This is a genomic window from Pseudomonas sp. PD9R (assembly GCF_019200975.1).
GTDB lineage: Bacteria > Pseudomonadota > Gammaproteobacteria > Pseudomonadales > Pseudomonadaceae > Aquipseudomonas.
Window position 1 is genome coordinate 454092 of sequence record NZ_JAHTMR010000001.1, and the last position, 19841, is coordinate 473932.

Below are 19841 nucleotides of genomic sequence, written 5' to 3' on the forward strand. Positions count from 1 at the left end.
CCACCGATGATTACTTTTTGTCGGCCACCGCTTGCGTGTCATCGCCGATTGTTGGGCACCGTGTCCGGGCTGAGCAAATCTGACCGGAGCCTAATAATGATAAAAAAACGCTCGGCCACAGCCGGAGTTCGCCAACGACTTCACCGGCTTGGCCACACCCGCCCGCAGCCCCTTGCGCTGGCGGTTCTTGCTGTACTGGCGGGGCCAACCTGCGCCACAACATTCGACATCAACGAAGACTGGAGCCTGTCGACCAAAACCAGCTTGAGCCTGGGCAGCAGTTGGTCGACGCAAAACCCCGATAAAAGCCTGATGACCCGCGCCAACGCCTTGCAGGCGCAAGGTGTTCAGGCCAACGGCACCAGCGTCAGTGCCGACGACAATCGGCTGAACTTCGAGAAGGGCGATCCCATCTCGCAGCTGTTCAAGGGTCTCACTGATTTCAGTCTCGATGGTCAGGGCCAGGGCGCGTTCGTGCGCTTTAAATACTGGTATGACCACGCCTACGAAACCCGTCAGGGGCGCTTCAAGGATTTCGACGATTCGGGCTGGGAAGACCTGTCCAAGTTCAAGGGCTTCGAGATGCTCGATGCCTATGTCTGGAAAGACTTTCAGGTGGCCGAGCATCCGCTGAACGTGAAGGTGGGCAATCAGGTGTTGTCCTGGGGAGAGTCGCTGTTGATCCAGAATGGCATCAACGTGATCAACCCGCTGGACGTCTCGGCGTTCAACCGCCCGGGCGTCGAGATCAAGGAAGGTCAGTTGCCGGTGGAGATGGTCTCCTTCAGTTTCGGGCTGTCCGACACCACTAACCTTGAAGGCTTTTACCAATACAACTGGCGCCCTAGCGTACTCGACGGTTGCGGCACGTTCTTCGCTGCCAGTGATGTGATCCAGAAGGGTTGCGGGCCTTTGTACCTGAATCAGGTGCAGACGGATCAGCAGATGCAGGCAGCCGGGTTGTACGCCACTTCCCGGGGCAACGAATCGCCATCCGACAACGGTCAGTTCGGCTTCGCCCTGCGCCAGATGATCCCGGCGCTGAACGATGCCGAAGCGGCGATCTACTACATCAACTATCACTCGCGGCTGCCGTACTTCACCCTCGACGCGAAGAACACCGCCATACGCGGCACGTTCCCCGGCGGCATTCAGGCGCCGAGCTACGCGGCGGCGTTTCCGGAAAATATTCATTTGTACGGCATCAGCCTCAACGGCGTGGAACCCAATAGCGGGATTTCCCTCGCCGGCGAGCTGAGCTATCGCCCGAACATGCCACTGTCGATCAACGCGCCAGACGTCAACGTCGCAGTGATTTCCGGTCCGGCGGGCAGTTCCTGGGTGCAGTTGCCACCCGGCTTCAATATCAATCGGGGCAGCCGTTTTGACGCATGGGAACGCAAGGGTGTCTGGCAGGGGACGGCCTCGGCCACCCAGGCCTTCGACAACATCATGGGTGCCACTCGCCTGAGCCTGTTCGCCGAAGCCGGCGTGGTGCACATCGATAACCTCGGCGATGAACGTCTGGGTCGCAGCGCCGCGTTCGGTCGCAGCTCGACGCGCAACGGTACACCCTGCAACACCGTGGCCTCGGGTGTGACCAATGAGTACTGCACCGACAAGGGTTTCGCCACTGACTGGTCGTGGGGCTATCGACTGCGCGGCAGCCTGGAATACAGCGATGTTCTACCGGGCATCAACCTGATTCCGGCAGTCAATTGGCGGCACGACGTCGAGGGCTATTCCTACGATCCGCAAGGCCCGTTCCAGGAAGGGCAGCAAGCCTTGGGCCTGAGCCTGACCGGCGTCTACATGAACGATTACAGCGTGGAACTGGCTTACAACTCGTTCTTCGGCTCCAACAAATACAGCACCCTCGACGACCGAGATTTCGCATCCGTCAGCTTCAAGGCAGACTTCTAAGGAGAACCGTTATGCGTATGCAATTGTGCGTGCTGGCCCTGGCCTGCACTGTCGGCCTGGCTCAGGCCAAAGGCACCGATCCGGCACCTCTGGGCAAAACCCTGACCCCCATGGGCTCGGAGATGGCGGCGAATGCCGATGGCAGCATTCCGGCGTGGAGCGGCGGTCTGGCGAGTAACGCCGGCACGGTCGATAAAAAGGGTGGCTACAGCGACCCCTATGCCGCCGAGAAACCATTGTTCACCGTCACCGCGAAGAATCTGGCGCAGTACGAAAAGTTTCTCAGCCCTGGGCAAATCGCCTTGTTCAAGCGCTTTCCTGACACTTACAAAATGAACATCTACCCGACGCACCGTAGCGCCAATCTGCCCAAGGATGTGTTGGCGCAGAGCCGCGATAACGTCGCCAAAACCACCATGGCTGACGGCGGCAACGGCCTGCACGACTATGCGCGGGGCATTCCGTTTCCGCTGCCCACTGAAGGACTGGAGGTGATGTGGAACCACATGACCCGTTATCGCGGCGGCAGTTACGAGCGCATCAGCAGCGCGGCCCTGGTGCGTGAAAACGGTGCTACCAGTTACGTGCGCAACCAGTCGTTGATCAACTTTGCCGACACCGTTGGCGGGCTGGAATCGGGCTCGAACATTCTGTTCATGTTCAAGAGCCGGGTGCTGGAACCGGCGCGTTTGTCCGGCGAGGCGGTGCTGGTGCACGAACCGATTGACCAGGTGGCCGAGCCGCGTTCGGCGTGGCAATACCTGCCGGGTCAACGTCGTGTGCGCCGCGCGCCGATGATCGCCTACGACAATAGTGCCCGTTACAGCAACGGCCTGATCACTGCCGACAACATCGACGGCTACAACGGTGCACCGGACCGTTTCGACTGGAAACTGGTGGGCAAGCAAGAGCTGTTCATTCCATACAACAGCTACAAAATCGGTAGTCGTGACATCAAGTATGACGACGTGATCAAGCCTAACCACGTCAATCAGGACTTGGCCCGTTACGAGAAGCATCGGGTGTGGGTGGTGGAAGCGACGCTCAAACCGGGCGCCCGGCACATCTATGCCAAGCGCCGGTTCTACATCGACGAAGACAGTTGGCAGATCGCCCAGTCGGACCAGTACGACAGTCGCGGTGAACTGTGGCGCAGCGGTGAACTGCACGCGATTCAGCAATACGACCACGGCTTCACCTACAACGTGCTGGAAACGTCCTATGACCTGATCTCCGGGCGCTACTACGCCGGCGGCCTGGCCAACGAAGAGACCGAACCGATGCGCGTCGGCTTCGCCGCCAAGACCGACGACTACACCCCGTCGGACCTGCGGCGCTGGGCCAAGTAACCCACACCGTTATTGACGCACCACTATCCCTGTAGGAGCTGCCGCAGGCTGCGATCTTTTGATCCTGTTTTTGACAGAGCTGAAATTGCTGAAGATCCAGATCAAAAGATCGCCGCCTGCGGCAGCTCCTACATAGGAATGCGGTGTTCGACAACTACCAGGAGATCTGCCGTGCGCTACTGGATATCCGCACTGGCCCTGGGCGCGAGCCTGGGCAACGTGCACGCTGCAACCCTCGATCAACCGCAGGCAAAAGCGCTGGCGCAGGAGGCTTACGTATTTGCCTACGCCACCGTCGAGCACGACAAAGTGCTCACTGCTATCGCCGCGAAACTGCCGTTCAACCGGCTCTACAGCGAACCGCGATTGCTCGGCCCGCAAGACAACAAAGTGGTGTCGCCCAACAACGACACCTTTTACTCCCGGGCCTTGCTCGACCTGCGCGGTGAACCGGTGGTGCTGGAAGTGCCGGCAGTAGAAGGGCGCTACTACAGCTTTCAGTTGGTGGACATGCGCACCGACAACCTCGACTACATCGGCACCCGTGCCACCGGTAATCAGGCCGGGCGCTACCTGATCGCCGGGCCGGATTGGCAAGGTGATTTGCCGGCAGGTTTCGCCGGCGTGATCCGCTCCCCGAGTCGTCTGGTGTTTTTGCTCGGGCGCACTGAAGTCAAAGGTGAGGCCGACCAGAAAGACGCAGCGAACGTGCTGATGGGCTATGCCTTGCAACCATTATCCAAAGTCCTCGGTGGCGTGGCCCCTGTTGCATTGCCATCGCTGCAATTGCCGGCTTATCAGGACACCAAGCAAGGCCCGGCAGCGGCACTGTTCAATACGTTCAATGCGCTGGCACCGCTGCACCAATGGACCGCTAGCGAACAACAAAAACTCGCGCGTTTTGCCGCCATCGGCATCAAACCTGGTGCCACGTTCGAGCCGCCAGCGGCACTCAGCGAGGCCATTGTCCAAGGGGCCGAAGCGGGTCGCGAACAGGTACGAAATGCGTCCAGCCAGGTGTCGGTGGAGCAACAAGGCTGGTTCCGCTCGCCGACCAATGTCGGCAAATTCGGTGATGACGACCTGTCCCGTGCAGCGGTGGCCTGGCGCTACATCTACGCCAACGATGCGGTGGAAGCGGTGTATCCGATGGCGCTGCACGACATTCAGGGTCAGGTGCTGGACGGCCGCAACACTTATCGACTGCATTTCCCCGCCGGGCAATTGCCGCCAGTGGATGCCTTTTGGTCGTTGACCCTGTATGACGGCAAAACTCAATTGCTCGCCGCCAACCCGATCCAGCGATACGCCTTGGGCGATCGCAGCCCCGATCTGCATTACGACGCCGATGGCGGTCTGACTCTGATGCTGCAACCCAACGCCCCCGTATCCACGCAGCAGGGCAATTGGCTGCCGACGCCGGAAGGTCCGTTCAATTTGCTGTTGCGCCTGTACCTGCCAAAGGCGGGGGCGCTGGACGGCAGTTATCACTTGCCGACTATCGCGAGGATCGAGCCATGAACATGGTTTTCAGTCGCCGCCGCGTCTTGGGCAGCATGGGTGTGCTGGGAGGAAGTCTGATGTTTCCACGCTGGTTGCTGGCCGCCGAATCTGATGACCTGAGGGCGATTGCCCAGGAGGCGTGGATCTACGCCTACCCGATGCTCATGCACTACCAGACCCTGGAAAAACAGGTACTCAATCCTGCCGCACCGGAGTACGTCGGCGGCTTCAATCGCTTTCGTCATTACAGCGAACTGTACACACCGAACAACCGCGAAATCGTCACGCCGAACAACGACACGCCGTACTCATGGGCCTGGCTCGACCTGCGCAGCGAGCCTCAGGTGCTGAGCGTGCCAGCGGTCGCCGATGACCGTTATTACGTGCATCAATTGGTGGATCAGTACACGCACAACTTCGCCTATGTCGGCGTGCTCAGCACCGGACGTGAAGCGGGGGATTACCTGATCGCCGGGCCCGATTGGCAAGGCCCGACCCCCGCCGGGATCAAAGCCGTGCTGCGCAGTGAAACCGAGATCGTCATGGTGCTTGGCCGCACCGGCTTGAAAAACGCCGAAGACCTGCCGGCGGTGCGTGCGTTGCAGCAGCAATATCGCCTGCGTGCGTTGCATGAATACACCGGCAGTTCCGCGCCTATCGTGGCGCCGGCAATTGCCTGGCCGACCTGGGCCAGCAAAACCGGGTTGGGCCCGGACTTTATCGCAATGCTGAATCAGATCCTCACGCTATGCCCGACGCAACCCTCGGAACGGGCCTTGCGTGAACGCTTCGCCCGTATCGGCATCGTCCCCGGCCAGGGTTTTGATCTGTCGACGCTACCGGCGGAACAGCGTCAGGCATTACTCGCCGGTATCCAGGATGCCCAGGCACAACTGCAAGCGGCTGTGGGTAAAGTACGCACCACGCTGGGCCTGTTCGGTACCCGCGAAGCGCTGCACGGCAATTACCTCAATCGCGCGGTTGCGGCGCATGTCGGCATCTACGGCAACAGCGTTGAAGAAGCGTTTTACACCGGCACACGGCTGGACAATCAGGGGCAGCCCTTGCAGGGCGGACGGCAATATCGACTGCGCTTTGCACCGGGGCAACTGCCACCGGCCAGCGAGTTCTGGTCATTGACCTTGTATGACTTGCCGGACCGGCAATTGGTGGCTAATGCGATCAATCGTTACTGCCTCAGCAGTCGCGATCACCTGCAGCGGGATGCGGACGGTGGATTGACGTTGGTCATGCAATCCTCGACACCGGACGAGCAAAGCAATTGGCTCCCGGCACCTGCGAGCGGGGTGTTTACCCTGGTCTTGCGTTTGTATGGGCCAGAACGGCAGGTGGTCGAGCAGCGGTGGCAGATGCCGGCGGTTGAAGTGGTTTCTGTATAGGCCGGTCTGACGCCATCGCGAGCAAGGGATATGTGAACGACGTAGATCCAATGCTGCTTTAAAGCAAAAGATCGCAGCCTGCGGCAGCTTTGTAGGAGCTGCCGCAGGCTGCGATCTTTTGATCTTTATGGCGTGACGATATTGAACTGCGGGCTGAACGTATCCACGCTGCCCAACAACTCCCCTAGCTTCTTCCCGTTCCCTTGCAGCTTGATCAAGCCTTTCTGAATCGCCGTCGGGAAATCCAGCTGCTTGAGGCTGATCTGCTCCAGCGTTGCCTTGCTCAGCGTCACACCGGCATCGGCGGCAGGGTTGAGCCCGGCCCGGTGCGTCAGCACGCCATTGCGCAAGGTCAGGTTGAAGTCCTGGTTCTGATCCTCGAACGTCCAGTTCAACGTCAGGTCATGGCCGACAGCTTTTTCACTGTCCAGACGAATCGCCAGGTAGTCAAAGAACATGTCCGGGGTCATCGCCTGCATCATGTCCACCGACACCGAGCTGCCGGCATGTTGCGGCACGCCATTGCGCAGTTCCATCGCCCCGGTCAGGTACATGTTGCGCCAGGTAGCGTTCTCGCTCTGGTAGCCCAATTGCTCAAGCGCCTCGGCCTGAGCATTGCGGCCCGCTACGTTGTCCGGTTCGGCAAACAACAAATGATTGCCCAGTTGCGCGGCCCAGCGATAGTCACCCTGGGTCATCGCCGCGCGCATTTTTTCCAGCACCGCCGCGCTGCCACCCATGGCCTCGACGGTGCGTTTGGCCGTCTCCACCGGTGGCAGTGGATTGAGATTGGACGGGTTGCCGTCATAGAAACCCAGGTAGCGCTGATACACCGCCCGCACGTTGAAACTCAAGGAACCGTAGTAGCCGCGGGTGTACCACTTCTGATCCAGCGCCCCGGGCAACGTCTTGATTGCGTCAGCGACTTCCAGCGGCGTCAGGCCCTGGTTCAGCAAGTGCAACGTGCGGTCGTTGAGGAAGGCATACATGTCGCGCTGATCGGCGAGGAAAGTGCGAATCCGCTCGCCACCCCAGGTCGGCCAATTGTGCTGGGCGAACAGCACGTCACTCTTGGCGCCGTAGCGTGCCAGGCTGCTGTCCAGGTATTGCGACCAGGCCTTGGCGTCACGGACTTGCGCGCCACGCGGGGTGAGGATGTTGTGCATCATTTGCGTGGCGTTTTCGGCCATGCATAACGCGCGAAACTGCGGCAGGTAAAGGTTCATTTCTGCCGGCGCTTCGGTGCCTGGCGTGAGCTGGAACTCGACCTCGATACCGGCGATGGTGCGGGTTTCCAAATCCTTGTCGATCAGGTCGGTCGGCGGGATCAAGGTGACGGTGCCGCCGCTCGGCGAGCTCTTGCCCAGGCCTGCGTCCAGCTGACCTTTCTCACCGCGCGGCAGCAGGCTGCCGAACTGGAATTGCGCACGACGACTCATGGCGGTGCCGGCAAATACGTTCTCGCTCATGACGTGCTCCATGAACCCGGCAGGCGCATAAACCTTGACCTTGCCGGCCTTGACGTCGGCCTCGTCGATCACCCCGCGCACGCCGCCAAAATGGTCGACGTGGGTGTGGCTGTAGATCACCGCTACCACCGGCTTATGCGGGCGGTTCTGGTAGTACAAATCCAGCGCTGTTTTGGCGGTTTCGGCGACGGTCAGCGGGTCGATGATGATCAGGCCGTCATCGCCTTCAATGATCGTCATGTTGGCGAGGTCGAGGCCACGTACCTGATAAATCTTCGGGCTGACTTCGAACAGGCCGGCATGGGCATTGAGCTGGGCCAGGCGCCACAGGCTCGGATTGACCGAGGCCGGGGCTTGATCCTTGTCGAGAAACTCGTAGGACTGGATGTCCCAGATGACCTTGCCCGAGGCGTCCTTGACCTGACCCGTGAACGGCGCGATCAAACCACGACTTATCGACTCGAAATCGGTGCGATCGCTGAAGGGCAAGTGTTGCAGGACGGCGGCGTTGTTGGCAGTGGTCAAGGCACTGGCGCTGGAACTGGCTGGCGCATCAGCGGCGATCACCGATTGCGCAAGGCACGCTGTGATCAGGCAGGCCAACAGCCCGCGAGGGCTCAAAATGAAACGAGGCATGGCGTCTCCGTTTTTTATCGTTATGGTTAGACCAGCCTTGAGGGTAGGGCGTCCGTTGCGCCTGGCTGCAATCGTCAACGGACAAAAACCATGCAGGGCCGCTATCCTTGGCTCACGCTTATCGAACGGATTCCTCCATGCTTGAAGTCCACGGTGTCTTCAAAAGCTACGCCACGCCGCAAGGGCCTTTGCCGGTGTTGCAAGGCGTCGACTTGACCCTGAAACCCGGCAGCAGCCTGGCGCTGATGGGTGAATCGGGCAGTGGCAAGAGCACGTTGCTGCACCTGATTGCCGGGCTGGACAAGGTGGACAGCGGCAGTATCCGCAGCGGCGAACATCGCCTGGAGCAGATGAACGAAGGGCAACTGGCGAACTGGCGGCGTACCGAAATTGGGCTGGTGTTCCAGCAATTCAATCTGATCGGCAGCCTGCGCGTGGAGGACAACCTCGCGTTTCAGGCACGGCTGGCGGGTCGGCATGATCCACGCTGGCAGGCGCATCTGGTGCAGCGTCTGGGCCTGAGCGAGTTGTTGCGGCGTTATCCGGAGCAGTTGTCCGGTGGGCAACAGCAACGAGTGGCGTTGGGCCGAGCCTTGGCGTCGCAGCCGAAATTGCTGTTGGCCGACGAACCCACCGGCAGCCTCGATGAAGCGACCAGCGAGGAGGTATTGAAGTTGCTGCTGGAGCTGCTCGACGACAGCCCGACAACGCTGTTGATGGTCACCCACAGCCCTAGTGTTGCGGCACGGCTGGCTGACAAAGTGGTGCTGCACGGTGGTCGTCTGGTCGATGTGGGAGCGCGCTGACTTGCGTATTTTTCGCGAGACCTTGCGCGCGTTGCTCAGCCATTGGCGGCAGCACCCGGTGCAGTTTTTCAGCGTGCTCACCGGGCTGTGGCTGGCCACCAGTCTGCTGACCGGCGTGCAAGCGCTGAACAACCAGGCCCGCGAAAGCTACGCCCGGGCCAGTCAGTTGATCGGCGGCGAACCCCAGGCCAGCCTCAGTCCACCCGGTGGCGGGACGTTCTCGCAGCAGCTGTTTGTCGACTTGCGTCGCGCGGGCTGGCCGGTGTCGCCGGTGTTGCAGGGGCGGGTGATCCTTAAAAACCACGAAGATCAGCGTTTGCAATTGATGGGCATCGAGCCGGTATCGCTTCCGGCCGGTGCGGCGGTGGCGGGGCAGGCGTTGGCGATCGAGCAGGTTGTAGCGTTTTTTACGCCGCCGGGGAGTACCTGGGTTTCGCCACAAACCTTGCAGGTGCTGGGGCTGGAGGAGGGCGCGCGTCCGCTCGCGTTGAATGGTCAGGCACTGCCGCCGTTGCACGCTCAGGCGGAGATGGCCCCCGGATTGTTGCTGGTGGACATCGGTTTCGCTCAACAGATTCTCGGATTGCCGGACCAGTTGTCGCGCCTGTTGCTGCCCAAGGATTTCACCGCGACGTTGCCCGACCCCTTCAAAGGGCAACTGCAGCTCCAGACCCGCGACGAAGAAAATAATCTGGCGCGCCTGACCGAGAGCTTTCACCTGAACCTCGATGCCTTGGGTTTTCTGTCTTTCGTGGTCGGCCTGTTCATCGTGCACGCGGCGATAGGGTTGGCGCTGGAACAGCGTCGAGGCTTGCTCCGAACCCTGCGCGCCTGTGGAGTCAGTGCGCGAATGTTGATGAGTTGCCTCGCCGTCGAGCTGGGAACGCTGGCATTGATTGGCGGTTTGGCCGGCGTTGTCAGCGGCTACTTGCTGGCCAGTGTGCTGCTGCCGGATGTCGCCGCCAGCCTGCGCGGTTTGTACGGTGCTGAAGTCGCGGGGCAGTTGAGCCTGAGTCCGCTGTGGTGGCTCAGCGGCGTCGGCCTGAGTCTGCTCGGTGCTTTCCTCGCCGGCGCCAACAGTTTGTGGCGGGCCGCACGTTTGCCGTTGCTGGCACTGGCTGATCCGCAGGCCTGGCTTCAAGCCCACGCGCGCTGGTTGCGGCGTCAGGGTTGGGTGGCGGCGTTGGCTTTGGGTATCGCGTTGCTGGCGTTGTTGCGCGGTGACAGCCTGGCCAGCGGATTCGTGCTCATGGCGGCGCTATTGCTGGGTGCGGCACTGGCGTTGCCGGTGGTGCTCGATGCGGTACTCAACGGGCTGGCAAGTCGCCGTTCTGTGCTCGGCCAATGGTTTGTCGCCGATTGCCGTCAGCAACTGCCGGCCTTGAGCCTGGCGCTGATGGCGCTGCTGTTGGCATTGGCGGCGAACATCGGCGCCGGCAGCATGACCGCCGGTTTTCGCCAGACGTTCAGCGACTGGCTCGAACAACGGCTGACCGCCGAGCTCTATCTCAATCCACAAAACCCGGCCCAGGCCCGGGAGCTGTACGCCTGGCTCAAGCAGCAGTCACCACTCACGGCGGTGCTGCCCAACTGGCAGGTTTCGATTCAGCTGCAAGGCTGGCCGGCGGATGTCTTTGGGGTGATCGATCATCCGACTTATCGCCAACACTGGCCGCTGTTGGAGTCGTTCGGCGACAGCCCATGGGATCGCCTGGCCAAGGACGATGCACTGATGCTCAGCGAACAATTGGCGCGGCGCTTGAAAGTGCGACTCGGCGATCACCTGACCATTCCCACGCCTAACGGTCCGTGGTCGCCGCGCATCGTCGGGATCTACGCCGACTATGGCAATCCGAAGGGGCACGTGTTGGTCAACGTCAATCACTTGTTGCGCGGTTGGCCGCAGCTGACGCCCAGCCGATTCAACCTGCGTATTGAGCCGACGGCGATCCCACCGTTCGTGACTGCGTTGCAACAACGCTTCGCTCTGGACGACAGCCGGATTGTCGATCAGGCCCGGCTCAAGGGGTGGTCCACGCAGGTGTTCGAGCGCACCTTCGCCGCCACCGCGGCGCTCAACAGCCTGACGCTGTGTGTAGCGGGGGTGGCGCTGTTTATCAGCCTGCTGACCCAAAGCCAAAGCCGACTCGGACAACTGGCACCGTTGTGGGCATTGGGTGTGACACGTCGGCAGTTGATGCTGCTGAACCTCGGGCAAACCTGGTTGCTGGCGCTGCTGACGTTGGTGCTGGCGTTGCCGTTGGGCATTGCCTTGGCCTGGTGCCTGGACACGGTGATCAACGTTCAGGCATTCGGCTGGCGCCTGCCATTGCGGGTATTCCCCCTGCAATTGCTGCAGTTGATGGGGCTGGCGGTGCTGGCGACGTTGTTGGCCTCGGCATGGCCGCTGTATTCGCTGTATCGCACGCAACCGGCGGACCTGCTGAGGACCTTTGCCCATGAAGATTAGGTTCGGCATCTGGTTGCTCGTAACGCTGCTTGCGGGTTGCGATCAGTCAGCGCCGGTGGAAAAAGGTTTCGCCGGCCTGGGTCATCAGGCGACTGCTTTCACACCGGTGGTGCCCGGTCGTGTGTTCAGCTTTCCGGCGGATCATGGCCCCCATGACGGGTTTCGCATTGAGTGGTGGTATGTCACCGCCAACCTGAAGGACGAACAAGGCCATGAGTTCGGCGCGCAGTGGACGTTGTTTCGCAGCGCCTTGAACGCCACGCCCGAAGTCACCGGCTGGAGTGATCAGACATTATGGCTGGGCCATGCGGCCGTCACCTCGGCCACCGAGCATCACGCCGCCGAACGCTATGCCCGTGGGGGTGTGGGGCAGGCCGGCGTCACCCTGACGCCGTTCAATGCATGGATTGATGACTGGCGCTTGAGCAGTGACTCGGCCGATTCGGACCCGCTGGTTGACGTGCAACTCAGTGCACGCGACAAGTCTTTCAGCTATCACCTGCGGCTGACGGCAAACCGTCCGCTGGTGTTGCAGGGGGATAAGGGTTTCAGCCAGAAATCCGAGCAGGGCCAGGCGTCGTATTACTACAGCCAGCCGTTTTTCCAGGCCAGCGGCACCGTGGAAATCGATGGCAACCGTTATCAGGTCAGCGGTCCCGCATGGCTCGACCGTGAATGGAGCAGCCAGCCCCTTACCGCCAACCAGACCGGCTGGGACTGGTTTTCCCTGCACCTGGACAGCGGTGAACAGGTCATGCTTTATCGCATGCGCCAAAAGGACGGTGCGCCTTACCTGACCGGTACGTGGATCGATGCGCAGGGCCAAACGCAGCTGTTGCAGGCCGCCGACATCCACCTTACGCCACAAGACACCGTCAAAGTGGCCGGGCGCTCGATGCCCGTACGCTGGTCGATCGAGATCCCCGGCAAACACGTCGACATCGTCATCAGTGCGCTGAATCCCAACGCCTGGATGGATTTGCGCATTCCCTACTGGGAAGGCCCTGTGCAATTGAGCGGCAGCCACGGCGGACAGGGCTACCTGGAAATGACCGGCTACTAAACCTTACGCGTTCAATGTAGGAGCTGCCGAAGGCTGCGATCTTTTGATCTTGATCTTCCCGGTGAGCCAGCCGCCGCCAGGATCGCAGCCTTCGGCAGCTCCTGCCGGGGGGATGCGGCGATTTTTTGGCCAAAACCCGCTGGAACTCCGCTCATGGCGCAACCCTCTACCGTAAGAACACCCAGCAGGAGACTGCCATGCGCGAAGACCTTGCCCCGCCTGACCTTGACTCGTGGCAGCGTTTGTTTGAAGACGATGCCTACTGGCAACAATCCCCCGATGCCCATTACATGGAGTTGCTGCGCCTGGCCGACGATCTGTTGGGGCAGGGCACCATTGACCTCGAACAATGGCAAGACCTGAGAAGCAGGACGGAACAGTCCCACAGAGATTCACCGGCGATTAACGTTGCCCGAGAAGTCGACGATCCCGAAGCCTGAGGAAAACGCCATGAAACCCACGCCCGACACGGAACACCCCGACGAACCGCGTCCACCCGGAGAAACCGAGCGCGACAACGATGCCTTGCGTCCTACCGACCCGACCCGGCGCAAGGAAAGCGGCAAAGGCACGACCAGTGGCGAGTCCACTGCACAAGAAACTGCGAACACTCCCTGATCAGCGTCTATGCTCATCGCACACATGGCGTTGAAGACTGCTTCTGCGCCGTTTGTCGCCATCTATCACAGGGAATGTTCTGCCTATGAAACTCCACGCACTGACTAAAGCCATCACCCTCGCCACGTTGCTGTCTGCCGCCAGCTTCAGCGCCGTTGCCGCCGATATCCCACTGTCTGCCGTCGTGGAAGCTGATCAGATCACCACCAAAGTCGTGTCGGTTGACGCTGCCAATCATCAAGTGGTCCTTGAAGGACCGGAAGGCCGTCAGGTTCATGTGCAACTGACCGAGAAGGCCAAGAACCTCGACAACCTGAAAGTCGGCGATCAGGTCGACGTCAAGGTGACCCGCTCCGTTGCGGCCTACCTCGACACCGATATCGACAAAGGCCTGCCTGGCAGCACCGAAACCACGGGGGACGCCCGTTTCGCACCGGGCAGCGCCAACCCGGGCGGCGAAGCCTTCCGCCAGGTGAAGGTCCAATTGAAGATCAAACACATCGACGTGAAAAAACACCAAGTGACCTTTGAAAACCCGGCCGGCCAGAGCAAAACCGTCAATGTCGAAAGGCCGGAAGTTCAAGCCAAGCTCAAAGACCTGAAAGTCGGGCAAAGTGTTTATGTGACCTACACCGACATACTGACAGTGACCAGCAAACACTGAAGTTGAATGTCTGCTACATCAATTGATTATTCCTGTACAACTTTTTGTATAGGAATAATCGGTTTTTTTTGGCCGAACTGGTGAGTTTAAATCGCCCGCCTAAATGTTGTTTTGTTCGATAATTTATAAAATGTGTATCGGCAAATTTCACGTTTGCCGGCGCGGACATATTCAAAGACTTCAATTAAAATACGTCCCGTTCGCCCAGTGTCACGGCTCTTTACCAGTGCATGGATTGCCGAGGCCATTGCACTGGGCGAACACCTTCCCTTCGATTAGTCCTGCTGATTTTTGCCCCGCAAACAAAATCGACCAGCAGAGCTGGCCGACATTTAGACGTTTTAGCAAACTTAGCCCGTGATCGGAACGCGCCAGTCATCAGAACCTGAAGTTCCAGATACTTCATGAGTCCAGGTGATTTTTCGGTAGCTGAAGTGTACGTCTTCAAGATGGGTAAAGTGTGCGCTGATCGGATCCTGGCAGTTGTGCATGTAGTCCTTGATATCGACGATGATCGCGTCTTCCAGTTCGATGGTGTAGTAGTGCTCCTGAGTGCCTTGAGCCGAAGTTCGGTACCACTTGATTTCCACTTGGGTAATGAGTTCACCGGAGCACAGCGCATTGAGCAGCAGTGGAGAAGCCTTGTCGAATACCTTAGTAATCATCAGAGGCTTATTGGTACGGGGGCCAGTAGGCTGACCTGACTGCAGATCACGGGGCCTGGTTAATTCATGGCTGAATGCCTGGACTATGACTTGGTCTTCATGGCCTTCCTGGTAGGTATTACCAACGGAATCGGCAGTGAATGCGCCAGCAGTTATCAAACCTTGTTGCTCGCCAGTGACGGACATGTACGCGGGTGTAGCCATGGATGCTCTCCTTGCTAAAGTAAATGACGGTGCCCGAGAGGCGGTATCGCTCGATGGGGGCCTGACTCTTAACAAGGTCCGTGCCATAAGCCTGAACGCTATATAAACCTGCCGGTTGAGTGATTTTCGCAAGGTTCCGCCGCGCAATACCCCCGACAGTTGCGCAGAAGATTGCGCAGCGCAGATCAATATTTTGCACACGTGGATCAATGGCCTTGTCAGGCCGAACGATCCGCACCGCGCAACGGTCTTACGGCAAGCTCAATGCGCAAGTTGTTGCGCATAATGGTAACCAGCCACCACTGCAGTCCCGAGACGGAGTGAAGACGACATGAAAATCCTGATGGTTTTAACGTCCCACGATCAATTGGGTAACACTGGCAAGAAAACCGGTTTCTGGCTCGAAGAATTCGCCGCGCCCTATTTCGCTTTCAAGGACGCGGGCGCGCAATTGACCCTGGCCTCGCCAAAGGGCGGCCAGCCACCACTGGACCCGAAAAGCGATGAACCCGACGCACAGACCGAAGCCACCGAGCGTTTCCGCAAAGACCCTGCCGCCCAGTCCGCACTCGCTTCGACTGTCCTGCTCAACTCAGTGAAGGCCGATGATTACGACGGAGTTTTCTATCCAGGTGGTCATGGCCCGCTCTGGGACCTTGCCGAAGACAAGCATTCAATCGCACTGATTGAAGCGTTTTACAGCGCAGGTAAACCGGTCGCAGCCGTCTGCCATGCGCCGGGCGTATTGCGTCATGTCAAAGGCTCAGACGGCCAGCCGTTGGTGAAAGGCAAGAAGGTGACGGGGTTCACCAACAGCGAAGAGGAAGCGGTGCAGTTGACCCATGTCGTACCGTTTCTGGTGGAGGACGAGCTCAAGGCCAAGGGCGGGATTTATTCCAAGGGGCCTGACTGGGCGAGTTACGTGCTTACCGATGGATTGTTGCTGACCGGACAGAATCCGGCGTCGTCGCAAGCTGCGGCCGAGGCGTTATTGGCGAAGTTGAAATAGAAAAATCAAAAGATCGCAGCCTGCGGCAGCTCCTACACATATCCCTGTAGGAGCTGCCGCAGGCTGCGATTTTTTTTTAGCGTTCTTGATGATTACTTGTTCAGCGCTGCAAAACATTGCTCGATCGAGCGCCGCTGTGTCTCGGCATACAACGCCAGCTCGTCAATGGTCGCACGCCCCAGGGCCTGCTCGAACGCTTGCTGGTTGGAGTGCACGCCGTAGTGGGTTTGCGCCGCGTCCCCCAGGTTTGACTGAAAAATCCCCGCCGCGCTGACCGGCAGAAAATCTTCGTACACCAAGGGTTCAACCCGCAGATAACCGCCGCTGACCAGCTCTTCCAGTGTCGAAGTTTTCAGTGCCTGCGCGGCCAGGCCTGTTTCCGTCACAAAGTAGCGAAAGTACGCCAGTCCCTGTTGGCGCATGCCCTCATAGGTGTCAGGAAATTCGCTGAAATGCTGCGCCATCAGCGTGTTGTAGCGTGGGGCATTGGCTTCGTTGGGGAAGTCTTTGAGTTCATCCCGGGCGGCATTGAGCAAGCGGTCGTAGAGTGCTCGGCCTTTTGGTGTGAGCGCGGCGCCGCGTTGCTCGATTTCACCAAATCGGGCGCTGTGGCTGCCGCGAGTGGCGGATTGGTCGGTGAACGCGATCGGTTCGTCGAGCGCCTTGAAACTGGTCTGGCGCAGCAAAATCGGGCACTGGCGGCGGGGTGGACCTTCGATCACCGCTTTAGGGGTGATGCCATGAGCCGGCATTTGCGCCTGAACGATATCAATGTCCAGCGTACGTGGCGTCAGGTGGTTGATGTGCGGGCCTTTGAACGCCACCACATCGGCAATCAGGCGATGCTGATTGCTGAGTTTCTGGTATTGCTCGGCGGTGACGGTGGCGCTGTGGTGCCAGCGGAAAGTTTCCAGTGCCTGCTCGACGAAGTCTTGGGATTCTTGTTCGGTAAGGCCGCCCTGGGTTTCAGCGCGATCAATCAGCGTAAGTGCTGCCGGGGTGAAGATCGAACGCTTGTCCAATACCGATTGGGCGAACGCCCGCAGTTCCAGGTCTTCGACCAGTTCCAGGCGCAACAGCGAGGTGAATACGCGGAACGGACTGACTTGAAGGGCGGTTTCATGCACGGCCCGAAACGCGGTGGAATGCACCGGCACTCCGGCTGGCGTCAGATCGTAATAGCCCACTGGCTGCATGCCCATGACGGCGAACAAACGCGCCAGAGTCGCAAGCTCAGCGGCTGTGCCGACGCGAATCGCGCCATGGCGCTCCAGGTCCAGGCGTTCGATTTCGCCTGTGCTGTTGAGCTGTCGGGCCACTTGCGGATCGCTCTCCAGCACGTGGCGGTTGGTTTGTTCCACCAGTTCCATCAGCGCGCCGTACAGCGGCACTTCTTCGCGGTACATGTCGGACATCGCCTTGGAAAAGCGTTGGCGAATCAGGTCGGGGCTGACGAAGTTCGGGTGATTCATGAACAGGATTCCTGGCGCGGTGACGTTAGGCAAAAGATCGCAGCCTTCAGCGTCGCCGACAAACGAAGTTTCTGACGAACTTCATTCTGCAAAGGACTGCTGGTTCAATGCAGTCGTTGATCCTGAGGGCTTTCCGAGCGCAGCGATGCCAAAAATTCCCGATACAGGCGTGCTGATCCGGCAGGCGCTTCGACCATCGGCATATGGCCGATACCTTCCCAGACTTCCACCCGAAGATTGGCCAGGCCTTTGCTCCAGATGGCCACGCTGCTGACATCGATCAGGCGATCCTTGCGCCCCCACAACAACAGCGCCGGTGCCGTGATGGCCGACAGTTTGGGTTCCATAGGCGGGCTGGCGCGAAAATCGCGGAAAATCTCCTCCAGCTCATCGCGCGACTGTTCATAGCGGTGGGCGACGGCGTCCAGCACCACTCGCGGTATCCACGGCGGGTCAGCCATGGTCATGGCGTAGAAATATTTGAATTCTTCCCGTGAGTTAATCAAAAACGGGTTGTGACCCTTGGCCAGGTGCCGCTCCAGATCGCTGGGCTCGGGAGCGGTGACGCCCGCCGGGTCGAACAGGGCGACTGATGCAATGCGCTCCGGATAGGTGGCCGCCAGCCATGCTGCGATGTAGCCGCCCATCGAGTTGCCGATCACATGGACCTTGTCGACCCCGCAGACATCAAGCAACTGAATCATCCGCTTGGCTTGCAGCGCGATGTCATAGCCGCCGCCCGCCTTGAAGCCGGTTTCGCCATGGCCGGCAATGTCAGGGATGATCACCCGGTAATTGCCGACAAAATGCCGGGCAAAGCGCAACCACAGGTTTTTGTCGGCGCTGAAGCCATGCAGCATCAAGACATTGCTGGATGCTTCGTACGGCCCGCCTTGCCAGGTCGAGACGGTCATTTCGGAGATGGGCACAACGATCTTGTGCAGCTTGTACAACTTGGCCTCGGCGGCCGTGCTCAAGTCATAGAGCCAGTAACCGATGGCCGGGTAGCTTAGCCAGCTCCAGGCTGCAAACACCGCGATAGCGACAACCAGTAACAGCATCAGGCGTCTTCCTTCTAACGGATCAGGACAAAATGTGATCGGCGGGTTTCAGGGTTCGGGTCAAGCGGTGAAAGCTGAAACTGAACCCCGGGAACATGGCAATCACATGACCGCTCTTGCTTTGATACCAACTGTGGCAGCCACCGGACTTCCACACCGTGCGCTCCATTTCTCTATGGATCATTTCAGTGTAGGTACGTTCTGCCTCGGGGCGAACTTCGATGCTGCGCAAACCCTGTGCTTTTAATGTGCGGATGCAGTCGAGGATGTAGTTCATCTGCGATTCGATGATGAACAGTGCCGACGTATGGCCAATGCCGGTGTTCGGCCCGGTAACAATAAACAGGTTGGGGAAATCCGGCAGGCTGGTGCCGAGATAGGCGCGTGGATATTGGGCCCAGACGTCTTTCAGGCGGGTGCCGTTTTTGCCGGTCACCGGGTAGGAAATCACCCCGTCGGTGGCGTCGTAACCGGTGGACCAGACGATCAGATCCAGGTCGATGTGCTGGCCGTCCTGCATGACGACGCCGGTTTCGTCCAGGGCGGCGATGCCCTGTTCGCGGCTGTGTAGCGTTACGTTGCAGCGGCCCAGGGCCGGGTAAAGCGTGCTCGACAGAATTACCCGTTTGCAACCGATGGTGTAGTCCGGCGTGAGTTTGCTCCGCAGTTCTGTGTCCGGCACCTGACGTTTGAGGAAGCGCAAAGCCTGATGCTGAACCATGCGCACGGCCGGTTTCGAGTATTTGAAGGCAATCACCCGGGTTTCGAATTGCCAGTAGATCATCCAGCGCAGCAGCTTGTAGGCCGGTTTCAGCCCGAGTAACCAGCGCTGGAAGCGGCCAAAGTTGCGATCGGCACGGGGCAACACCCAATGGGGCGTGCGCTGGAACACATGCAGATGCTCGACGTCCGGGGCTATCGCCGGAATGACCTGAGCCGCACTGGCACCGCTGCCAACGATGGCCACACGTTTTTGCCGGTAGTCGTAGGCGTGATCCCAATTGTTCGTGTGAAAAGTCTTGCCCTGAAAGCGTTCCTGGCCTTCGAAGTGTGGGACCACCGGTTGGCTCAGCGGTCCGGTGGCATTGATCAGGAACTGCGCGTAGAACGTGCCTTTGCTGGCCGTGTGTATCGCCCAGCGCTTGTTTTCGTCATCCCATTCCACACGTTCGACATTGGCCTCCAGCTCAACCCGGTCACGCAGGCCGAAATGCTCGACCACATAGCCGGTGTAGCGGTGCAGTTCGGCTTGTTCGGCGAACATCTGCGTCCAGCGATACGGCGCGAAGGACAGCGAGTAAAGCGGCGAGGGCACGTCGACTGCCGCGCCGGGATAGGTGTTCTGGCACCAGGTGCCACCGAAGAAGTCACGCCGCTCCAGCAGGCGAAAGTCGCTGATGCCAGCCTTGAGCAAGTTGACCGCCGCACACTGACCACCAAAGCCACTACCAATGATCAACACTTGAAAGGTCTGCATGGGCCTCCTTTTTTATCGTTATCGAGCCAACCTTACTTCATATATAGCTGTT

16 protein-coding genes are annotated in these 19841 nt (G+C 59.5%); 11 read left to right on the plus strand and 5 right to left on the minus strand.

Annotated features, from left to right (window positions below; genetic code table 11):
• Positions 1 to 96: 96 nt before the first annotated feature.
• The 4 genes from KUF73_RS02075 to KUF73_RS02090 all read left to right on the plus strand — a co-directional run bounded on the left by KUF73_RS02075 (position 97) and on the right by KUF73_RS02090 (position 6175).
• Entirely contained in the window at positions 97 to 1923 is a 1827-nt protein-coding gene (locus tag KUF73_RS02075; protein ID WP_218436372.1) for a DUF1302 domain-containing protein, read from the plus strand.
• Between the two features lie 11 nt (positions 1924 to 1934).
• Positions 1935 to 3272, plus strand: coding sequence for a DUF1329 domain-containing protein (locus KUF73_RS02080; protein WP_218436373.1), 1338 nt, complete (start codon positions 1935 to 1937; stop codon positions 3270 to 3272).
• Positions 3273 to 3443: 171 nt separating this feature from the next.
• A complete protein-coding gene (locus tag KUF73_RS02085) occupies positions 3444 to 4793 on the plus strand; it encodes a DUF1254 domain-containing protein (RefSeq protein WP_218436374.1) in 1350 nt (449 codons plus the stop codon).
• A complete protein-coding gene (locus KUF73_RS02090) occupies positions 4790 to 6175 on the plus strand; it encodes a DUF1254 domain-containing protein (protein WP_218436375.1) in 1386 nt (461 codons plus the stop codon). The genes KUF73_RS02085 and KUF73_RS02090 overlap by 4 nt, the downstream gene beginning before the upstream one ends.
• A 125-nt stretch (positions 6176 to 6300) precedes the next feature.
• Here the strand turns inward: KUF73_RS02090 and KUF73_RS02095 are convergent, their stop codons facing one another.
• Positions 6301 to 8280, minus strand: coding sequence for an alkyl/aryl-sulfatase (locus KUF73_RS02095; RefSeq protein ID WP_218436376.1), 1980 nt, complete (start codon positions 8278 to 8280; stop codon positions 6301 to 6303).
• Between the two features lie 137 nt (positions 8281 to 8417).
• Here KUF73_RS02095 and KUF73_RS02100 point away from each other — a divergent pair, with 137 nt between their 5' ends.
• The 6 genes from KUF73_RS02100 (at position 8418) to KUF73_RS02125 (ending at position 13901) form a co-directional block, all read left to right on the plus strand.
• Positions 8418 to 9086, plus strand: coding sequence for an ABC transporter ATP-binding protein (locus tag KUF73_RS02100; protein ID WP_218436377.1), 669 nt, complete (start codon positions 8418 to 8420; stop codon positions 9084 to 9086).
• Between the two features lies 1 nt (position 9087).
• Entirely contained in the window at positions 9088 to 11556 is a 2469-nt protein-coding gene (locus KUF73_RS02105; protein WP_218436378.1) for an ABC transporter permease, read from the plus strand.
• Complete coding sequence (locus KUF73_RS02110) at positions 11546 to 12619, plus strand: lipocalin-like domain-containing protein (RefSeq protein ID WP_218436379.1); 1074 nt, start codon at positions 11546 to 11548, stop codon at positions 12617 to 12619. Before KUF73_RS02105 ends, KUF73_RS02110 begins: the two co-directional genes overlap by 11 nt.
• A gap of 197 nt (positions 12620 to 12816) precedes the next feature.
• On the plus strand, positions 12817 to 13059 hold the full coding sequence (locus tag KUF73_RS02115; RefSeq protein ID WP_218436380.1) for a hypothetical protein: 243 nt from the start codon (positions 12817 to 12819) through the stop codon (positions 13057 to 13059).
• Between the two features lie 10 nt (positions 13060 to 13069).
• Complete coding sequence (locus tag KUF73_RS02120; RefSeq protein WP_218436381.1) at positions 13070 to 13237, plus strand: hypothetical protein; 168 nt, start codon at positions 13070 to 13072, stop codon at positions 13235 to 13237.
• 85 nt (positions 13238 to 13322) lie between these two features.
• Positions 13323 to 13901, plus strand: a complete 579-nt coding sequence (locus tag KUF73_RS02125) for a hypothetical protein (RefSeq protein ID WP_218436382.1) — start codon at positions 13323 to 13325, stop codon at positions 13899 to 13901.
• 350 nt (positions 13902 to 14251) lie between these two features.
• Here the strand turns inward: KUF73_RS02125 and KUF73_RS02130 are convergent, their stop codons facing one another.
• On the minus strand, positions 14252 to 14770 hold the full coding sequence (locus KUF73_RS02130; RefSeq protein WP_218436383.1) for an Hcp family type VI secretion system effector: 519 nt from the start codon (positions 14768 to 14770) through the stop codon (positions 14252 to 14254).
• 331 nt (positions 14771 to 15101) lie between these two features.
• On the opposite strand from KUF73_RS02130, the gene KUF73_RS02135 reads away from it, so the two are divergent.
• Positions 15102 to 15779 carry a type 1 glutamine amidotransferase domain-containing protein gene (locus tag KUF73_RS02135; RefSeq protein ID WP_218436384.1) on the plus strand — a complete coding sequence of 226 codons (678 nt, stop codon included), beginning with the start codon at positions 15102 to 15104 and terminating at the stop codon, positions 15777 to 15779.
• Positions 15780 to 15871: 92 nt separating this feature from the next.
• Here KUF73_RS02135 and KUF73_RS02140 read toward each other — a convergent pair whose 3' ends face one another.
• From KUF73_RS02140 to KUF73_RS02150, 3 genes are all read right to left on the minus strand, one after another.
• Positions 15872 to 17251 (minus strand): VOC family protein, encoded by a 1380-nt coding sequence (locus KUF73_RS02140; protein WP_218436385.1) that lies wholly within the window; start codon positions 17249 to 17251, stop codon positions 15872 to 15874.
• A 104-nt stretch (positions 17252 to 17355) separates the two neighbouring features.
• Entirely contained in the window at positions 17356 to 18312 is a 957-nt protein-coding gene (locus KUF73_RS02145) for an alpha/beta fold hydrolase (protein ID WP_218436386.1), read from the minus strand.
• A gap of 22 nt (positions 18313 to 18334) precedes the next feature.
• Positions 18335 to 19789 carry an NAD(P)/FAD-dependent oxidoreductase gene (locus KUF73_RS02150; protein WP_218436387.1) on the minus strand — a complete coding sequence of 485 codons (1455 nt, stop codon included), beginning with the start codon at positions 19787 to 19789 and terminating at the stop codon, positions 18335 to 18337.
• Between the last annotated feature and the right edge of the window lie 52 nt (positions 19790 to 19841).